Annotated in this window: 16 protein-coding genes; 2 read left to right on the top strand and 14 right to left on the bottom strand. The window is 70.4% G+C overall.

Going from position 1 to position 18,205, the window contains the following annotated elements; translation table 11 throughout:
- Window positions 1-15 precede the first annotated feature (15 nt).
- The 9 genes from EDF40_RS01360 to EDF40_RS01325 all read right to left on the bottom strand — a co-directional run bounded on the left by EDF40_RS01360 (window position 16) and on the right by EDF40_RS01325 (window position 11,236).
- Complete coding sequence (locus EDF40_RS01360) at window positions 16-1,173, bottom strand: HAMP domain-containing sensor histidine kinase (protein WP_123340044.1); 1,158 nt, start codon at window positions 1,171-1,173, stop codon at window positions 16-18.
- Window positions 1,170-1,823: a response regulator transcription factor gene (locus EDF40_RS01355; RefSeq protein WP_123340043.1), complete on the bottom strand. Its 654-nt coding sequence runs from the start codon at window positions 1,821-1,823 to the stop codon at window positions 1,170-1,172. The genes EDF40_RS01360 and EDF40_RS01355 overlap by 4 nt, the downstream gene beginning before the upstream one ends.
- Window positions 1,824-1,830: 7 nt before the next feature.
- Complete coding sequence (locus EDF40_RS19080; RefSeq protein ID WP_185002640.1) at window positions 1,831-1,968, bottom strand: hypothetical protein; 138 nt, start codon at window positions 1,966-1,968, stop codon at window positions 1,831-1,833.
- A 59-nt stretch (window positions 1,969-2,027) separates the two neighbouring features.
- Window positions 2,028-2,588: a DUF2231 domain-containing protein gene (locus EDF40_RS01350; RefSeq protein WP_123340042.1), complete on the bottom strand. Its 561-nt coding sequence runs from the start codon at window positions 2,586-2,588 to the stop codon at window positions 2,028-2,030.
- A gap of 83 nt (window positions 2,589-2,671) precedes the next feature.
- Complete coding sequence (locus EDF40_RS01345; protein WP_123340041.1) at window positions 2,672-4,840, bottom strand: ATP-dependent Clp protease ATP-binding subunit; 2,169 nt, start codon at window positions 4,838-4,840, stop codon at window positions 2,672-2,674.
- 53 nt (window positions 4,841-4,893) lie between these two features.
- The gene (locus EDF40_RS01340; RefSeq protein WP_123340040.1) at window positions 4,894-6,294 is read right to left on the bottom strand and encodes an MFS transporter; all 1,401 of its coding nucleotides are present in this window, start codon (window positions 6,292-6,294) and stop codon (window positions 4,894-4,896) included.
- 115 nt (window positions 6,295-6,409) lie between these two features.
- A complete protein-coding gene (tatA, locus tag EDF40_RS01335; protein ID WP_123293839.1) occupies window positions 6,410-6,697 on the bottom strand; it encodes a twin-arginine translocase TatA/TatE family subunit in 288 nt (95 codons plus the stop codon).
- A gap of 173 nt (window positions 6,698-6,870) precedes the next feature.
- Complete coding sequence (locus EDF40_RS01330) at window positions 6,871-8,367, bottom strand: sugar transferase (protein WP_123340039.1); 1,497 nt, start codon at window positions 8,365-8,367, stop codon at window positions 6,871-6,873.
- Window positions 8,368-8,479: 112 nt separating this feature from the next.
- Window positions 8,480-11,236, bottom strand: coding sequence for a glycoside hydrolase family 2 protein (locus EDF40_RS01325; RefSeq protein WP_123340038.1), 2,757 nt, complete (start codon window positions 11,234-11,236; stop codon window positions 8,480-8,482).
- A 256-nt stretch (window positions 11,237-11,492) separates the two neighbouring features.
- On the opposite strand from EDF40_RS01325, the gene EDF40_RS01320 reads away from it, so the two are divergent.
- Together EDF40_RS01320 and EDF40_RS01315 are read left to right on the top strand one after the other, a co-directional pair.
- Window positions 11,493-11,912, top strand: coding sequence for a pilus assembly protein CpaE (locus tag EDF40_RS01320; protein ID WP_123293838.1), 420 nt, complete (start codon window positions 11,493-11,495; stop codon window positions 11,910-11,912).
- Window positions 11,913-12,008: 96 nt separating this feature from the next.
- Entirely contained in the window at window positions 12,009-12,839 is an 831-nt protein-coding gene (locus EDF40_RS01315; protein ID WP_123340037.1) for an aldo/keto reductase, read from the top strand.
- 49 nt (window positions 12,840-12,888) lie between these two features.
- Here the strand turns inward: EDF40_RS01315 and EDF40_RS01310 are convergent, their stop codons facing one another.
- From EDF40_RS01310 to dnaK, 5 genes are all read right to left on the bottom strand, one after another.
- Window positions 12,889-14,028, bottom strand: a complete 1,140-nt coding sequence (locus tag EDF40_RS01310) for a class I SAM-dependent methyltransferase (protein WP_123340036.1) — start codon at window positions 14,026-14,028, stop codon at window positions 12,889-12,891.
- A 34-nt stretch (window positions 14,029-14,062) separates the two neighbouring features.
- The gene (locus tag EDF40_RS01305; protein WP_123293837.1) at window positions 14,063-14,473 is read right to left on the bottom strand and encodes a heat shock protein transcriptional repressor HspR; all 411 of its coding nucleotides are present in this window, start codon (window positions 14,471-14,473) and stop codon (window positions 14,063-14,065) included.
- A gap of 125 nt (window positions 14,474-14,598) precedes the next feature.
- Complete coding sequence (locus EDF40_RS01300; protein ID WP_123340035.1) at window positions 14,599-15,606, bottom strand: DnaJ C-terminal domain-containing protein; 1,008 nt, start codon at window positions 15,604-15,606, stop codon at window positions 14,599-14,601.
- Window positions 15,607-15,629: 23 nt separating this feature from the next.
- Window positions 15,630-16,289 (bottom strand): nucleotide exchange factor GrpE, encoded by a 660-nt coding sequence (locus tag EDF40_RS01295; RefSeq protein ID WP_123340034.1) that lies wholly within the window; start codon window positions 16,287-16,289, stop codon window positions 15,630-15,632.
- 2 nt (window positions 16,290-16,291) lie between these two features.
- On the bottom strand, window positions 16,292-18,157 hold the full coding sequence (gene dnaK, locus EDF40_RS01290; protein WP_123293529.1) for a molecular chaperone DnaK: 1,866 nt from the start codon (window positions 18,155-18,157) through the stop codon (window positions 16,292-16,294).
- Window positions 18,158-18,205: the final 48 nt, after the last annotated feature.

The raw sequence follows: 18,205 nt of genomic DNA, 5'->3' as shown, positions 1-18,205 counted from the left end.
CGGGTACGCCGACGGTTACGTCGACGAAACGTCGACCCGCACCCGCAGCCCACCGCCGTCGCGCGCCGCGATCGAGAGCCGCCACCCGTGCGCCTGCGCGACGGCTGCGACGATCGACAGCCCGAGGCCGCTGTGCCGGTGCGCGGCGGCGCTGTCCGGGCACCGTCGGAACGGTTCGACCAGATCCGGCGCGACGCTGCCGGGGACCACCGGCCCGGAGTTCTCGACGGTGAACCCGCCCACGTCGGTGGTCACGCGCACGAAGCCACCGGGCACGTTGTACTCGACGGCGTTCCCGACCAGGTTGACGAGGAGCTGGCGGACGAGCGTCGGCTCGCCGCGCACCCCGACGGGAGGCCCGTGGCGGCGCGCACGGGACAGGGTCACGCCCGCCTCGTGGACGGCGTCCCCCACCCCGCTCACCACGTCGTCGACCGTGCCGTCCAGGTCGACGGGCTCGGTCGCGCCCGCCAGGCCGCGGTCGGCCTCGGCGAGCAGGAGCAACGACTCCACCAGTCGCTCCGTCCGGCGGTTCTGCTCGAGCAGCTCGTCGCGGGTGCGGCGGACGTCGTCGGGGTCGGCGTCGTCGGGCAGCCCGATCTGCATCGCCGCACGTTGGACGGCCAGCGGGGTCCGGAGCTCGTGCGAGGCGTGGGCCACGAAGCGTCGCTGGCTCTCGAACGCGGTCTCCAGGCGGCCGAGCAGGTCGTCGACGGTCCGGGACAGGCGTCGGAGTTCGTCGTCGGGGCCGCCCAACCCGATGCGTTCGTGCAGGTTCGACGCCGAGATCCGCTGCGTCGTCGCGGTGATCCGGTCGATCGGCCGGAGCATGCGCCGGCTGACGAACCACCCGACACCGCCGGCGAGCACACCGGCGCCCGCGATGCCGACCGCCGACCACTGCCACTGCTGCGTCGCCACGACGGCGACGAGCATCGTGCTCTGCGCCTGCGCGGTGGACGACGGATCCGGCTCGCTCCGACTCTCCGGGGACACCGGCGCCGGCAGCGCCGGTCCGGTCGCGGTGTCCGACCCCGGCATCCGTGTCGAGATCGAGCTGATCGACGTCACGTTGACGAACACGAGCACCGCAGCGGTCAGTGCCATCGACGCGAGCGCGAACACCAGGGCGGTGCGCGCCCGGATGCTCCAGGTCCGCCGGAGCCGTCTCACAGCGCGTAGCCCTCGCCCGGGACCGTCCGGATCGGATCGGGGCGGCCGAGCTTCTTGCGGAGCTTCGACATCGTCACCCGTACGGCAGCGGTGAACGGGTCGATGTTCATGTCCCAGACCTTCTCGAGCAGTTCCTCGGCGGAGACGATGCGACCGTCGGCTCGCAGGAGCGCCTCGAGCACCCCGAGTTCCTTCGAGGTCAGGGCGAGCGGTCGGCCGTCACGGGTGGCCATCCGGCGGTTCGTGTCGAGGACGATCCCGGCGCGTTCGAGCACGGGCGCGACCGGGGCGACGCTGCGGCGGCCGAGCGCCCGGACGCGGGCGACGAGCTCGGGGTACTCGAACGGCTTGGCCAGGTAGTCGTCGGCACCGAGCTCGAGGCCGTGCACGCGGTCCGTCAGGGTCGTCGCCGCGGTGAGCATGAGGATGCGGGTCAGGCTGCCGCGCGACGCCAGCCGACGGGCGACCTCGTCGCCGTGCACCCCCGGGACGTCACGGTCGAGCACCACGACGTCGTAGTCGTTCACCGCCAGCAGTTCGTCGGCGCGGTCGCCGCGGTAGGCGACGTCGACGGCCATGTCCTGCCGCGACAGGCCCTTCGCGACGAGGTCGGCGAGGGCTGCTTCGTCATCCACCACGAGTACACGCATCCGGACATTACATGCGATATACCTCGGTGTCCGCTGGGTCGAGGTGGACGACCCCGGTCTGCTCGTCGATGCGGATCCGGAACCCGCCCGTCGGGGCGCCGGGAACAGCGGTGAGCGGCAGGCTGTCGGTGGTGAGGTGCTCCATGCCCCCAGCCTGTGAGGTCGACTGTTTCGTCGCCGTAACGCGCGTGCCAGCCGCGACCCTCAGCGCGACGTGTCGAACGGCACCTCTCCGTGGTCGCTGACGCCGGCACGCTGGCGGTACGCCAGGTGTCCGCCGAGGTACCCGCCCACCCCCACGACGCCGAGCGCGGCGAAACCGAGCAACTTGCCGGCGCCGTGGTTGCCGTTCTTGCGCTGCCACCACGACAGGCCGTACAGCGAGATGCCGACCCAGTTCACGGCCTGGTGCACCCATCCCGTGCGCAGCTGCTCCCGGTCGAGTTCGGACCAGTCCACGTACCCGGCGACGCTCGCGCTGCCGGACGACACGAGGCCGACGCCGACGAGGGTCTTCGCGGCCTTCGCGTTGCCCTTCCCGCCGAACACGTCGAGCACGGCGGCGGAGATCCACGCCCCGAGCGGCACCTGCACCATGAGCGGGTGCAGCGGGTGCCCGAACGGCACGCCGTGCAGCACCTGTCGCAGGGCCTTCGGCCGGGCGAGGGCGTTCACGACGGAACGGTCGATGTCGACGGCCTTGTCGAGCACGCTCGCGTGCTCGACGGAGTCGGTGAGGCGACGGAACGCGCGGATTTCAGGCATGCCCTGGAACGTAGGCCTGGAGGCGCGGGGCCGGTCTCAGGGACCGGCACCGCGCCTCCAGGCTGGTGCGTTCCGGTCGGCACCTACTCCTCGACGACCTCCGCCAGCTGGAACGGCTCGACGGTCAGACCGTCGCCGTCCTCGGCGACGTCGACCCGGACGGTGTCGCCGTCGCGGACGTCACCGGACAGGATCGCTCGCGCCAGCTTGTCGTCGATCTGCCGCTGCATGAGGCGGCGGAGCGGCCGCGCACCGTAGAGCGGGTCGTACCCGCGCTCGGCGAGCCACCCGCGCGCCTCGGGCGTGACCGCGAGCTCGAGTCGGCGGTCGGTCAGGCGACGGGCGAGCCGGTCGACGTAGAGCGACACGATCTGGCCGAGGTCGTCGGCCGTCAGGGCCTGGAACACCACGATGTCGTCGAGTCGGTTGATGAACTCCGGCCGGAACGCCTGCTGCACGAGCTCGCGCACGGCGTCCTCGCGCTGGTCGTCCGTCAGCGTCAGGTCGGTCATGAACTGCGAGCCGAGGTTCGACGTGAGCACGAGGATCGTGTTCCGGAAGTCGACCGTGCGTCCCTGCCCGTCCGTCAGTCGGCCGTCGTCGAGCACCTGGAGCAGGACGTCGAAGACCTCGGGGTGCGCCTTCTCGATCTCGTCGAGCAGGATCACGGAGTACGGGCGACGCCGGACGGCCTCGGTGAGCTGGCCGCCGGACTCGTAGCCGACGTACCCGGGCGGGGCGCCGATCAGCCGAGAGACCGAGTGCTTCTCGCCGTACTCGCTCATGTCGATGCGGACGAGGGCCTTCTCGTCGTCGAACAGGAACTCCGCGAGCGCCTTGGCCAGCTCGGTCTTGCCGACGCCGGTCGGTCCGAGGAACAGGAACGATCCGGTCGGACGGTCCGGGTCGGAGATGCCGGCACGGGTGCGGCGGACGGCCTCGGACACGGTGTTCACGGCGGTGCGCTGTCCGATGATCCGGCGGCCGAGCTCGTTCTCCAGGTGCAGGAGCTTCTCGGTCTCGCCCTGCAGCAGCCGGCCGAGCGGGATGCCCGTCCACTGCGCGATCACGGCGGCGATGTCCTCGTCAGTGACGCTGTCGTTCACCATGCGGTCGGCGGACTCGGCCTGTTCGGCAGCCGCGAGCTCCGCTGCGATCCGGGGCTTCTCGGCGTACTCCAGGCGCGACACCGTCGCGTAGTCGGCTTCGCGCTGGGCACGCTGGCTGCGCATGTTGAGGTCGTCGAGCTGCTGCTTCAGCTCACCGATGCGGTTCAGGCTCGCGCGCTCGGCCTGCCAGCGCTGCTCGAGCTCGCCCAGTCGTTCCTCGCGCGTGCGCAGCTCGTTCCGCAGGGTCTCGAGTCGTGCCTTCGAGGCGTCGTCCTTCTCCTGCTTGAGCGCGAACTCCTCGACACGCAGCCGGTCGACGTTGCGCTTCAGTTCGTCGATCTCGACCGGACTGGAGTCGATCTCCATGCGGAGCCGGCTGGCGGCCTCGTCGATCAGGTCGATCGCCTTGTCGGGCAGCTGCCGGCCGGAGATGTACCGGTTCGACAGGCTGGCCGCCGCGACGAGCGCGGAGTCGTTGATCGTCACCTTGTGGTGCGCCTCGTAGCGCTCCTTGAGCCCACGGAGGATGGCCACGGCGTCCTCGACGCTGGGCTCTCCCACGTAGACCTGCTGGAAGCGGCGTTCGAGGGCGGCGTCCTTCTCGATGTACTCGCGGTACTCGTCGAGCGTCGTCGCCCCGATGAGCCGCAGTTCGCCGCGCGCGAGCATCGGCTTGAGCATGTTCGACGCTGCGACGGACCCTTCGCCGCCACCCGCGCCCATCAGCGTGTGCAGCTCGTCGATGAACGTGATGACCTGGCCGTCGGAGTCGTTGATCTCCTTGAGCACGGCCTTGAGGCGCTCCTCGAACTCGCCGCGGTACTTCGCACCGGCGATGAGCGAGGAGATGTCGAGCGAGACGAGCCGCTTGTCCTTCAGTGAGTCGGCGACGTCACCGGCGACGATGCGCTGCGCGAGCCCCTCGACGACGGCGGTCTTGCCGACGCCGGGCTCGCCGATGAGCACGGGGTTGTTCTTGGTGCGGCGGGTGAGCACCTGGCTGACGCGTCGGATCTCGGAGTCGCGTCCGATGACCGGGTCGAGCTTCCCGCTGCGAGCGATCGCCGTCAGGTCGACGCCGTACTGCTCGAGGGCGGTCTTCTGTCGCTCTTGCGAGTCAGGAGCACCCTGGAGGTTCGCCATGCGTTCCGTCCTTTCGTTGCGGTGGTGTTGTACTTGAGTCTACTGCACTCAACTTACGTCGGCGCGGGAAGATTCCGGATCCCGACGGCGCTGACGACCGCGCCGGCCAGCAGGAGGACGGCCATCACGACGACCGCCCGGTGCAGGCCGGCGACGCTCATCTCGCCGCCGAGGACCACGCCCGCGAGCGCCACCATCACCAGGCCGGCGATCCGCGCGATCGCGTTGTTCACCGCCGACCCGACGCCGGCCTCGGACTGCGGCACCGACCCGAGCACGGCGCTGGTCAGCGGTGTCACCATGAGCGCGATCCCGAACCCGATGAGCACGAGCCCGGGGAACACCGCGATCCAGTACCCGTCCGGCTGCGCACCGACCAGCAGCATCAGGAGCGCACCGACCGCTGCCACCGCCGGGCCCGCGGCCATGAACCAGCGCGGCCCGAACCGTCCCGCCAGCCCGCCCACGGCCGAGGACACCAGCAGCAGGACCACCGTCGGGGGCAGCGTCGCCAGGCCGGCGAGCCAGGCCGGGAACCCCCAGACCTCCTGCAGGAACAGGGTGACCACGAAGAAGACCATGCTCAGGGCGCCGTAGATCGACAGGGTGGCGAGGTTGCCCACCGCGAAGTTGCGGGCCCGGAACAGCGCGAGCGGCACCAGCGGCGAACCGGTCGTCCGGATCACGTGGAGTTCCCACGGCACGAAGGCCCCGAGTGCCAGGGCACCGAGCACGAGCGCGGTGACCACCACGGGCGCGCCCCACCCGAGCCGCTCCTGCTCGATGAGCCCGAGCACCGCCCCACCGACCCCGACGACCGCCAGCACGGCGCCGACCACGTCGATGCGCGGTCGGATCGCGGGGTGCACGTCACCGGTGATCCGCAGCACGAGCGGGATCGTCACCGCGATCGGGACGGCGGTCAGCACGAAGATCCACCGCCAGCCGACGCTGTCGACCACCAGCCCGCCGACCACGGGTCCGAGGATCGTCGACGCGCTCGACCAGGCGGTCCACGTGCCGATCGCCTTCGACTGCGCTGCCCCGCGGAACGCCGCCACGATGAGGGCGAGCGCGCTCGGGGTCACCAGGGCGCCGCCGACACCCTGGAACGCCCGCGAGACGATCAGGAACTCCCCCGTCGGGGCGATCGCACACGCGACCGAGGCGATCCCGAACACGACGAGCCCCCACGTGATGATGCGCACCCGGCCGAACACGTCCGACAGTGATCCGGCGACGAGGATGAGCGAGCCGAGCGTCACCAGGTACGCGTCGACGGTCCACTGCTGCACGACGAGTCCGCCGCCGAGCTCCTGTCGGATCGCGGGGAGCGCCACGTTGACCACGCTCGAGTCGAGCCCGACGACGAACGACGACAGGATCGCCACCACGAGCACGGTGCGCCGGTCGTCCCGGAGCGGCGCGGTCGCGCGGGGTGCAGCAGTGGTCATGTGCTCATCCTGCGCCCCCTCGGACCGCTGCGCGCCCCGCACGACGAAGCCCCCGCGACCGGAGTGGTCGCGGGGGCTGCCGACAGGACGGGGCTGGGTGTCCTGAGCTGGTGTTCTAGCGCCGGGAGTCGGTGTTCGGCTGCGCGCTCGGGCCGGGGTTCAGGATCGGACCGGCAGCGGGCTCGGCGGGAGCGTTCGGCACGGTGCTGGTCGGGGCCGCGGTGTTCTGCACCGTGGTGTCGCCTGCCTGAGCCTTCTTCTCGTCGTCGGTCATCTCCTTCTTGAAGATGTTGATCGACTGCCCGAGGCCCTTGGCGAGCGCCGGGAGCTTCGTCGCGCCGAACAGCAGGATGACGATCCCGAGGATGATCAGCAGGTGTACGCCGCCGAGGTTTCCGAGCATCATGACTCCTTGATCTGGAACTGGTCGCCGTCCGCAGGTCTTCTTCGACCCACGCGGCGGAAGTCCGTGTTCTCCCCATCGTAACTCTCCCGATCCCCGAAGCCCAGGCCGGGGACCGGAACGGACACCGTTCGCACAGGGAAGGCGCGAGGGTGCCTCCGCGGTGGAGTGCCTCAGTACGCGCCGCGCGACCGCAGCACCGATGGCACTGTCCGGGCGAGGATCACCAGGTCGTGCAGGAACGACCAGTTCTCGACGTAGTGCAGGTCGAGCCGGACACCGTCGGCCCAGTCCAGGTCGGACCGTCCGCTGACCTGCCAGAGGCCCGTGATCCCCGGGGTGACCAGCAGCCGTCGATCGGCGAAGTCCTCGTACAGGGCGACCTCGCGCGGCAGGGCGGGACGAGGACCGACCAGGCTCATCGAACCGGTGAGCACGTTCCACAGCTGCGGCAGTTCGTCGAGCGACGTCTTCCGCAGGAACGCCCCGACGCGCGTGACGCGGGGGTCGTCCTTCATCTTGAAGAGCGGGCCCGCACCCTCGTTCGCTGCCTGCAGTGCTGCCATCCGCGCTTCGGCATCGACGCACATCGTGCGGAACTTCAGGATCGAGAACTCCTCTCCCCCACGGCCCACGCGGGTCTGCCGGAAGAACACCGGACCGCGGTCGCCGAGCCGGATGATGACGGCGATCACCGCGAGGACGGGTGCGAGCAGCAGCAGACCCGTGCCGGCACCGAGCACGTCGAGCACCCGCTTGCCGGTACGACGCCGGTAGTCGGGCGTCTCGACGTGCATCAGCGGCAGGCCGTCGACGGGCCGTTCGTGCACGCGGCCCGCGGCGATGTCGGACAGGGGTGAGGACACCACGAGCTCGACGCTGTGCTCCTCGAGCTGCCACCCCAGGCGGCGCAGGCGCTCGTGCCCACCGCGCACGGCACCGGCGACCACGACCGCCGAGACGCCTTCGGACCGAGCCAGCGCGAGGACGTCGTCGATCCCGCCGACCACGGGAGCGCACGCAGAACCGAGGTCGATCGTCGTCCCGCCGGGCACACAGTCGGTCACGACCGCGCGGACCCGGTACCCGGCGCTCGGCGTCGCTGCGATCCGTCGCCCGACGTAGCGGACGTCTTCGGTGTCGCCGACGATCAGGACGTCCTGCAGACGTTCCCCCCGGGCCCGGCTGCGTGCGAGGACGGTCCGGACGACCCACCGGCCGGCCAGCAGGAAGAGGAGCCCGAGCGGGAAGGCGATGGCGACGTACCCGCGGGCCAGGTCGAGCTGCGCCGCGTAGGCCACGATGGCGACGGCCGCGACGGTGACGAGCGTCGCGGTGACGAGGCGGCGGTACTCGTCGTTCCCGATGCCCGCGATCCGCGGGTCTCGGGTGCGGAAGGCCGACAGCATGACCATCCACAGCACCACGATCGCGGGGGCCGTGACGAACTCGATCCAGCCCGCCTGCGGGCGGACCGTGGCGAGCTCCCACGGGAACCGCACGACGTGCGCGATCGCGAACGCGACGAGGAGCACCCCGACGTCAAGGAGCGCGACCATCGGTGCGAAGCCGCGTCGGGCACCGGCAGGAGCAAGGACTGCGGCAGGGGGTGCGGGTGCGGGTACGGGTGCGGGCACTGCCGCGGTGGTCGGGCGCATCGCGAGCGACATGGTGGGGGCCTCCTGTCGACCGGATCGACAGGAGGCCGACCGGACGCCGGAGTCATCGGGTCATGACAACGAGCGGCGCAGTCTCAAATATATCACTGTGTCGTTCTGCATATCAACGGCCGAGTGCGCGGTCCACGGTCCACAGGACGGGTTCAGCACGGAGCGCCGGGATGTCGGCCTCGGTCACACCGGTGAGCCGGAAGGTCACCCGTTCCCCGGGCAGCAGGGTCATGAACCCACGGTCGACTGCACCGGTCGCGGCCACCCGGTCGGGCTGCACGAGCAGGTCACGGACGAGCGTCTCGGCCTCGACGGTCAGGTCGAGCCCGCCGTCGACGGGCGTGAACGACGTACGGTACCGCGCGGGTTCCCACCGCACGTCGACGTCGGGCCCTGGTGTCCAGACCGCCCGACGCCAGTCCATGTCCGCCACGATGAGCTCGCCAGCGGGGTCGTCGACCACGCCGACGGACTCGGGCAGGGCGACGACGGCGACCCCGGCGGACGACAACCGGACGGGCAACGACGCCTCGGCCAGGATCGTGCCGGCCGTGGTGACCCGTCGCACGCGCACCACGCTGTCGTGGCCGCCCCTCGTGGACCGGACGGCGACCTCGACGGGCGAGGACCCGAACGAGCCGGGCGAGACGCCGAGCGAGAGCGTGTCCGCCAGGTCGCCCAGATCAGCCGTCTCGCCGGCGGAGGCCGAGTGGCCGGGGTGATCCGGGCCTCCCGTCCCATCCGCACCGGACGCGACCGGCGAGTCGGGCGCGACCGGCGAGCCAGGTGCCACCGCCCCCGAGACCGGGGACGCCGGAGAAGCCGGCGAAGCAGCCGGCCCGGAGACGGCAGACGGCGCGACCGCCACCCGCGACACCGGACGGATCGTCAGCAGGACGTCGTCGTACAACCGGCGCAGCTCGTGCGCGAGGGGCTTCAGCCGTCCCGCCGAGTCGATCGCCGACCACGACGACACCGGCCACAGGTCGTTGAGCTGCCACATGACCACACCCGTGTTGCGCGGCCAGTGCGAGCGCCAGTGCTCGACGCCCGTCGCGATGGCGCGGGCCTGCTGCAGCTGCGTCAGGTAGTGCCACGCATCGAACGAGAAGGGGCCCGTGCCGAACCGGGGCTCGATGCCGCGGGCCAGCTTGCCCATCCCGTCGGCAGCCTTCTGGTGGTGCACGACCCCGGGCGAGTCCACGCGCAGCACCTCGTCGGCGACCCCGTCCCGCAGCGTCCGCCACGCGGGCGGCGCCTGCCAGCCGAACTCGGACACGAACCGCGGCACGGATCCGCGGTAGGCGGTGTCGGGCAGGCGGTTCCAGGCGTCCCACGAGTGGTGGGTCTCGTGGTCGACGTCGTTCGCGGGCAGCGACTCGGCGCCCGACCACGGCGACGCCACGGTGTAGAAGCGCGACGGGTCGACCGCGTCGACGATCGTCGGCAGCAGGTCGAGGTAGTAGTCGAGGCCCCATCCGCGGTCACCGAGCGAGTCCGCCCAGCCGTCCACGCCGTGCAGCCAGATGTTCTCGTTGTTGCCGTTCCACAACACCAGCGAGGGGTGCCGGGCGAGGCGGGCGACGTTGTCGCGGGCCTCGGCGATGACCTCGCTGCGGATCGGTTCGACCTCGGGGTACGCCGAGCACGCGAACGGGAAGTCCTGCCAGACGAGCAGGCCGAGCTCGTCGCAGACCTCGTAGAAGTCGCGCGACTCGTACACGCCGCCGCCCCACACGCGCACGAGGTTCGTGCCGAGCGACGCCGCCGCCGTGAGCCGGTCGAGCAGCCGTGCGCGGTCGACGCGCGAGATGATCACGTCGTCCGGGATCCAGTTCACGCCCCGCACGTCGATCAGCGTCCCGTTGACGTGGATGCCGAAGGGCCGCCCCATGTCGTCGACCTGTGTGTCGATCCGGGTCGACCGGAAGCCGGTGCGGAACGTGTCGCGGTCCAAGACCTCACCGTCGACCGTCTGCAGCTCGACGACCACGTCGTACTGCGCCTGCGCGCCGTAGCCGCGGGGCCACCAGCGCAGTGCCTCGGGCACGCGCACGGTGACGACGGTCTCATCGTCCTTCGGTGTCAGCTGCGCCCGCGACCGCTGCCGCGTCGGCGTGCCGTCCTCCTTGAGACCACTCACGGTCACGACGAGCACCAGGTCGTCGTCCTCGCCGTCCTGGTCCAGGTCGTTCAATCCGGAGCGCTCGACCGTGATGTGGGCGTCGAGCACGCCCTCGCCGGCCTCGACGTCGACGAGCGGTCGGACCTCGCGCAGCCGCGCGGTCGACCACCGCTCGATCGCGACCGGTCGCCAGGGACCGCTCGTGACGGCGGTGAGTCCCCAGTCCCAGCCGAAGTTCGACGCCATCTTGCGGATGTACGGGAACGGCTCGTCGTACGGGCCGGGCATGTTGCCGGCCTTCGCGGCGACCCGGCCGGCCTCGCGGTACGGCGACTCGAACAGGATCTCGAGGTCCTTCGTCGTCGCGCCGGACCCGGTCTGCACGCGCGCGTCGAAGCGGTAGCGCCGGTGCATGTTCCGGGTCGTGCCCACGACGACGCCGTCCAGGCTCAGTTCGGACACGGTGTCCAGGCCGTCGCAGACCAGGTCGACGCGCTCGTGGCCCCGCGGGTCGACGTCGACCGCGGTGCGGTAGGCCCAGTCGGCCCGGCCGACCCACTTGGCGGCCTGCTCGTTCAGGTGGAAGGTCGGGTCCGGCAGCAGGCCCTCCCGCTCCAGGTCGGTGTGCACCTGCCCCGGCACCGTCGCCGGGATGCTGCGTCCCGCGACGCCGTCCGGCGCGCCGGTTCCTCCGGCCATGGTCACGGTCCAGCCGTCGCGGAGTTCCTCGCGTTCGAGGGTCATGCGGGTCCTTCTCTTCGGCGGACGGGGTGTCCGTCGCCTCGGTCGGGACGCCGGCCGGTGGCCCGCCCCGTGGCCGGTTGGTCGGCCTGGAGGCGCGGCACCGGTTGCCCGGGCGTCGTCACGTCACGCGCGCGGTCGGGTAGGGCTCGCGCATGGGGGTGCTCGGCGATGCTAGTACGGGATGCTTTCGGCAACCTACGTGGTGACAGCTCGACTTCGTGGTGACAGCGCGGTCTCGCGCGTGCAGGGTGGGGAGGTGATCACCGTTGCACTCGCCAGGACCCTCCGCGACGCCGGCCTGCGCTGGCACCCCGAGACGGGCGACCGGTTCGTCATCGACAAGCCCGAGGTGGACGAGGACGTCTACACCGTGTCCGAGATGACCGTCGAACGACACGACTCCCCCACCGGCACGATCCTCGGCTTCAACGGGACGACCGAGTGGGCGCTCGACTCCGTGACCGCGTCGGAGTCGCTCTGGCTGCCGCGTGAGGACCAGTTGCGCGAGCTCCTCGGTCCGTCGTTCATCGGGTTGACCCGGGTGTCGGTGAACGGCCGGATCGTCTACACGGTCACCGCGACGATCGGCGGTGCTGACCGCAGCTTCGCGTCCGAGGTCCCCGCGATCGCCTACGGCCAGGCCCTGCAGGCGTACATCGCCGCCGCGCTGTCCTGAGCGGCGGACCCGCTCTTCGCGAGCGGCACGCCCGGGGGTCGCCGATCCTGGACGTTGCCGGAATGGCTCCTGGGGGTCGTTTGGTTGCATGACACCATGACCGTTCCGAACATCACCCTGAACGACGGCAAGACCATCCCGCAGCTCGGCTTCGGCGTCTTCCAGATCGACCCCTCGTCGACCAAGGAAGCAACGCTCACGGCGCTCGAGGTCGGCTACCGCCACATCGACACCGCCGAGATGTACGGCAACGAGAAGGAGGTCGGCGAGGCCATCGCGTCGTCCGGCATCCCGCGTGACGAGATCTTCGTCACCTCGAAGCTCAACAACGGCTTCCACGACCCTTCGGCAGCTGCCGAGAACGGCAAGAAGTCGGCCGACCTGCTCGGCGGCTACACCGACCTGTTCCTCATCCACTGGCCGCTGCCCACCGTCTCGGACTTCGTGCCGACGTGGAAGGCGCTCGAGGAGCTCTACGCCGCCGGGACCTCCCGCTCGATCGGCGTCAGCAACTTCCAGGCGCACCACCTGCGCCGCCTGCGCGCCGAGACGGACGTGCCGCCGGCCGTGAACCAGATCGAGGTGCACCCGTACCTGGCCCAGGACGAGCTCCGCGCCGTGAACAGCGAGCTCGGCATCGCGACCGAGGCGTGGTCCCCGATCGCCCAGGGTCTCGTGCTCGACGACGAGACCATCACCCGCATCGCCGGCGCCACGGGCAAGAGCCCGGCGCAGGTCGTGCTCCGCTGGCACATCCAGCGCGGCGACATCGTGTTCCCGAAGTCGGTCACGCGCGCCCGCGTCGAGGAGAACTTCGAGATCTTCGACTTCGAGCTCTCCGATGAGGACATGACGGACATCACGACGCTCGACAAGGGCCACCGAACGGGTCCGGACCCCGACACGTTCGACTACGTCCCGGAGTAGTCAGCAGTTCCCACGAAGGGCGGTCGCGCGGTGCGCGGCCGCCCTTTCGTCATGCCCGTCGGGACGCGGTGACGGTGAACTTGTCGGTCCGGACGACCTGCCGGGTCGGTCCGACGACCTTCTCGAGCACCGGTCGGTAGCGCAGGTGCGAGTTCCAGACACACCACAGTTCACCGCCGGACTGGAGGATCGTGGCCGCGTTCCGGAACATCGCCTCGGCCGCGTCGGTGGTCACCGTGGTGTCCGCGTGGAACGGCGGGTTGCAGAGCACCAGCTGGGCAGACCCGGCTGCGAGCTCGTCGCCGGCGTCGGTGCGCAGTGCCGTCACCCGGTCCGCGACGCCGTTCGCCTCCGCCGTGGCCCGCGTCGAGGCCACCGCGATCCGGGACACGTCGGTCGCGACGACCTGGACGTTCGGTCGACGCAGCGCGATCGCCGCTGCGATGACGCCGTTGCCGGAGCCGAGGTCGACGACGGTCCGCGCGGTCGGCACGGCGTCGTCCATCGCCTCGAGCAGCACCCGGGTGCCCTGGTCGAGCGAAGTCCCCGCGAAGACCCCACCGTGCGCGACGAGGGTCATGCCGAGGTCGTCGACGTGCACCGACCGCGGCCACGGGTTGGTCGCAGCAGCACGGTTCGCCTGAGCACGCAGCGGGTCCTGCGCGATGAGCAGCCGAGACTTCCCCCGCCCCCGCGAGGCCGTGACCTCTCCGAACGAGCGTCGCAGCACGTCGTTCTGCGACACGTGCATGTACTTCACGTTGCCGCCGCACAGCAGCACGACGTCAGGAGCCGCGAACCGAGCAACTGCTCGGGCGATCTCGTCGAGCCGGTCGTGCGACTTCGACAGCCGCAGCACCACGAGTCGGACGTCGCGGAAGGCGTCCTCGAGCGAGTCCGGGTGGTGGAAGCCGCGCAGCCCGAACGTGCCGGCGTTGGCCTCGAGTGCCCGTTCCCCCACGAGTGAGTCCTGCACGACACGGATGTCCGAGGCGCCGTACTGCGTGATGAGTCCGAGGGTCAGGACTCCGAGGCGGTCATCGACGACGGCCACCTCGCCGGGCTGGCGGAGTGCGTCACCGTGCACGTGCGGCGCCTCGTCGATGAGGAACCGGTCGGTGCCGTCGATCGCGATGAGATCCGGGGCGGAGTCGTCGCGGCGGCGGAAGAGGTCGGCGAAGTCTGGCACCGCGTCAGCGTACCGATCGCTGCCGGAGTTCCGGTCAGCGCGGCCCGCGGTACAGCACGATCTGCGTGTTCCGCTGCGGCCGCGCACCGGCCCGCAGCGACACCGCGGCCCCGGTGGTCGTCGCCGCGAACACCCGCGCGCCGGGCCGGTTGATGAGCTGGTCCGCCAACGCGGTCTCGAGCTCGCGCACCCGGTCGCGTAGGTCCTTGTTCTCGTTCTCCAGGTCGAGCACTCGCCGGATCCCCTCCAGCGACACCCCCTCGGAGCCGAGGCGCGCGATCTCGCGCAGCTGCGCGACGTCGCGCATCGAGTAGCGGCGGGAACCGCCGCGGGTCCGGCCGGGCACGACCAGGCCGAGCCGGTCGTACTGCCGCAGCGTCTGCGGGTGCATCTCGGACAGCTCCGCGGCGACCGCGATCGCGAAGACGGGCGAGTTCTCGTCCATGTCGGTCATGGCGTGTTCCTTCCGTCGTTCGCGTGGTGGTGAAAACCAGCCTGGAGGCCCGGCGAGCGTCCGTCAGGAAGCCGCACCCCGCCTCCAGGCCGGTTTACTGCTGTGGTTGCGTGACGCTAGTCACGCGCCTTGGCGAGGAGGTCCTCGCGCGGGTTCTCGTCGGGAAGCGCCTCGGCGAGTGCCTCGACGGCCTCACGCTGCTTGTCCGACAGGTGCGACGGCACCGCGACCTGGACGGTCGCGAGCAGGTCGCCCGTGCCGTTCTTCGTCGCGACGCCACGGCCCTTGACGCGCAGGACGCGACCCGACGGCGTGCCGGGAGCGACCTTCAGCTTGACGGGCGAACCGCCGAGCGTCGGGACCTCGATCGTCGCGCCGAGGGCTGCCTCGACGAACGTCACGGGGACGTCCACGCGCAGGTTCAGACCATCGCGCTCGAACACGGGGTGCTTGCGGACCGAGACGGCGACCACCAGGTCACCGGCCTCGCCGCCGTCGGGCGAGGGTTCGCCGCGGCCGCGGAGCCGGATCTTCTGGCCGTCCGCGACCCCCGCGGGGATGCGGACGTTCACCGGGCGACCGTTGCCCTGCGACAGCTTGACGGTGTCGCCGGCGATCGCCGTGGTGAAGTCGAGCGTCGTCGACGCCGTGACGTCGCGACCCTTCGTCGGTCCACCGAAGCCGCGGTAGCCGCCGGAGGTCTGGCCGAAGCCACCACCGCCGCCGAACATCCCGCCGAGGATGTCCTCGAAGCCGCCCGCACCGCCCGGGCCGCCCTGGCCGAAGCGGACGCGCTGTCCGCCCCCGCCCTGCTGCCCGAACATCCCGCCGAAGACGTCCTCGAAGCCGCCGCCCTGGCCCCCGCCGCCCGCCGTGAAGCGGGCGCCGGAGCCCATGGCACGGACCTGGTCGTACTCCTGGCGCTGCTCCTTGTCGGAGAGCACCGAGTAGGCCTCGCTGATCTCCTTGAAGCGGTTCTCCGCCGCGGTGTCACCCGGGTTGGAGTCCGGGTGGAACTGCCGCGCGAGCTTCCGGTAGGTCTTCTTCAGCTCGGCCTCCGACGCGTCCTTCGACACTCCGAGGACCTTGTAGAAGTCCTTGTCGAACCAGTCCTGACTGGCCACTGGTACCTACCTTCCGTTCCGGCTCAGGCCGGGACCGCCACCGCGACCTTGGCCGCACGCAGGACGCGCTCGCCGAGCTTGTAGCCCGGCTCGACGACGTCCGCCACGGTCTGGCCGGTGGCACCCGGGGTCGGGAGCTGGACGATCGCCTCGTGGATGTTCGGGTCGAAGGCTTCACCCTTCTCGCCGATCTGCACGAGCTTGAACTTGTCGAAGCCCCCGCGGATCTTCTGGCCGATGACCTGCATCGGACCCTCGGCGAGGTCACCGTGGGCCTCGGCCCGGGTGAGGTCGTCGAGCGCCGGCAGCAGGGCCCGCACCACCTCGGCGATGGCGACCTCGCGGTTCGCCTCACGGTCACGCTCGACACGCTTCCGGAAGTTCACCAGCTCGGCCTGCGCACGGAGCATGTCCGCACGCATCTCGGCGACGAGGTCGCGGTCCGTGTCGGACAGCTTGTCCTCCTGGATACCGCGGGCTGCGTCGTCGAGCAGGGCCTGGTCCTCCGGGGAGAGGTCGTTCGCCGCGTCCGTTGCCGGGCCGCCGGCGGCGGGGCCGTCGGTCGGTACTTCGACGTCGGGCCCCTCCGCCTCGATGAGGTCCTCGGGCTCGGCCGCGTTCGTGGCTTCGCCCTCGATCTGAGGGTCTTCCTCGTTGGGCGCGTTGTCCTTGGGGTCCGTCATCGCTACTTCTTGTCCTTGTCGTCCTCGTCGTCCACGACCTCGGCGTCGACGATGTCCTCGTCGTCGGCCGGCTGCTCACCCGCGGGCTGCTCGCCACCGGCTGCACCGGCTGCTGCGTCCTGCTGGCTGTAGATGGCCTGTCCGAGCTTGCCCTGCGACTCGTTGAGCTTGTCGAAGGCCGTCTTCACGGCGTCCTCGTCCTCGCCCGCGAGCGCCGACTTGAGCGCGTCGACGTCGGCCTGCACCTCGGACTTGACGTCCTCGGGGAGCTTGTCGTCGTTCTCCTTGATGAGCTTCTCGATCGAGTAGACGAGCTGCTCGGCCTGGTTGCGACGCTCGTTGGCCTCGCGGCGGGCCTTGTCCTCGGCCGCGTGCTCCTCGGCTTCGCGGACCATGCGCTCGATGTCCTCCTTCGGCAGCGACGAGCCGCCGGAGATGACCATCGACTGCTCCTTGCCGGTGCCCTTGTCCTTGGCGGACACGTGCACGATGCCGTTGGCGTCGATGTCGAAGGTGACCTCGACCTGCGGGACGCCACGGGGAGCCGGCGCGATGCCGGTGAGCTCGAACGTGCCGAGCGGCTTGTTGTCGCGGGTGAACTCGCGCTCGCCCTGGAAGACCTGGATCGCGACCGACGGCTGGTTGTCGTCAGCGGTCGTGAAGGTCTCGCTCCGCTTGGTCGGGATCGCGGTGTTGCGGTCGATGAGCTTCGTCATCAGGCCGCCCTTGGTCTCGATGCCGAGCGACAGCGGCGTGACGTCGATGAGCAGGACGTCCTTGCGCTCGCCCTTCAGCACACCGGCCTGCAGTGCGGCGCCGACGGCGACGACCTCGTCCGGGTTGACGCCCTGGTTCGGGGACTTGCCACCGGTGAGCTGCTTGACGACCTCAGCCACGGCGGGCATGCGGGTCGACCCACCGACGAGCACCACGTGCGCGATGTCGTTGACCGAGACACCGGCTTCCTTGATGACGTCGTTGAACGGCTTCTTGGTGCGGTCGAGCAGGTCGGAGGTCATCTGCTCGAACTGCGCGCGCGAGATGGTCTCGTCGAGGTTGAGCGGGCCCTCGGCGGTGAGCGTCAGGTACGGCAGCTGGATGTTCGCCGACATCTGCGACGACAGTTCCTTCTTGGCCTGCTCAGCAGCTTCCTTCAGGCGCTGCTTGGCGATCTTGTCCGTGGACAGGTCGACGCCGTGCTCGTCCTTGAACTTCTTGATCAGGTAGTCGACGATGCGCTGGTCCCAGTCGTCACCACCGAGGCGGTTGTCACCGGAGGTCGCGCGGACCTGGATCGTCGAGAAGTCGTCGTCCTTGCCCACCTCGAGCAGGGAGACGTCGAACGTGCCGCCACCGAGGTCGAAGACCAGGATGAGCTCGTCTTCCTTGCCCTTGTCGAGGCCGTAGGCCAGGGCAGCCGCGGTCGGCTCGTTGATGATGCGGAGGACGTTGAGGCCGGCGATCTCACCGGCGTCCTTCGTGGCCTGGCGCTCGGCGTCGTTGAAGTACGCCGGCACGGTGATGACCGCGTCGGTGACGTCTTCACCGAGGTACTGCTCGGCGTCGCGCTTGAGCTTGCCGAGGGTACGGGCCGAGATCTCCTGCGGCGTGTACTTCTTGCCGTCGATCTCGGTGGTCCAGTCAGTGCCGACGTGACGCTTGACCGACGCGATGGTGCGGTCGACGTTCGTCACGGCCTGGCGCTTGGCGGTCTCGCCGACCAGGACCTCGCCGTCCTTGGTGAAGGCGACGATCGACGGCGTGGTGCGGAGGCCCTCGGCGTTCGCGATGACGGTGGGCTCGCCACCCTCGAGAACGCTGACGACCGAGTTGGTGGTTCCGAGGTCGATGCCTACTGCACGTCCCATGTGTGGTGCTCCTTCTTGCTCGAGGTAAGTCGTTGGACTTGCGTCCGA

Source organism: Curtobacterium sp. PhB170 (assembly GCF_003752345.1).
Lineage (GTDB): Bacteria > Actinomycetota > Actinomycetes > Actinomycetales > Microbacteriaceae > Curtobacterium.
Note: the sequence above shows the minus strand (reverse complement) of the source record. Positions and strands in the feature narration are given on the sequence as shown.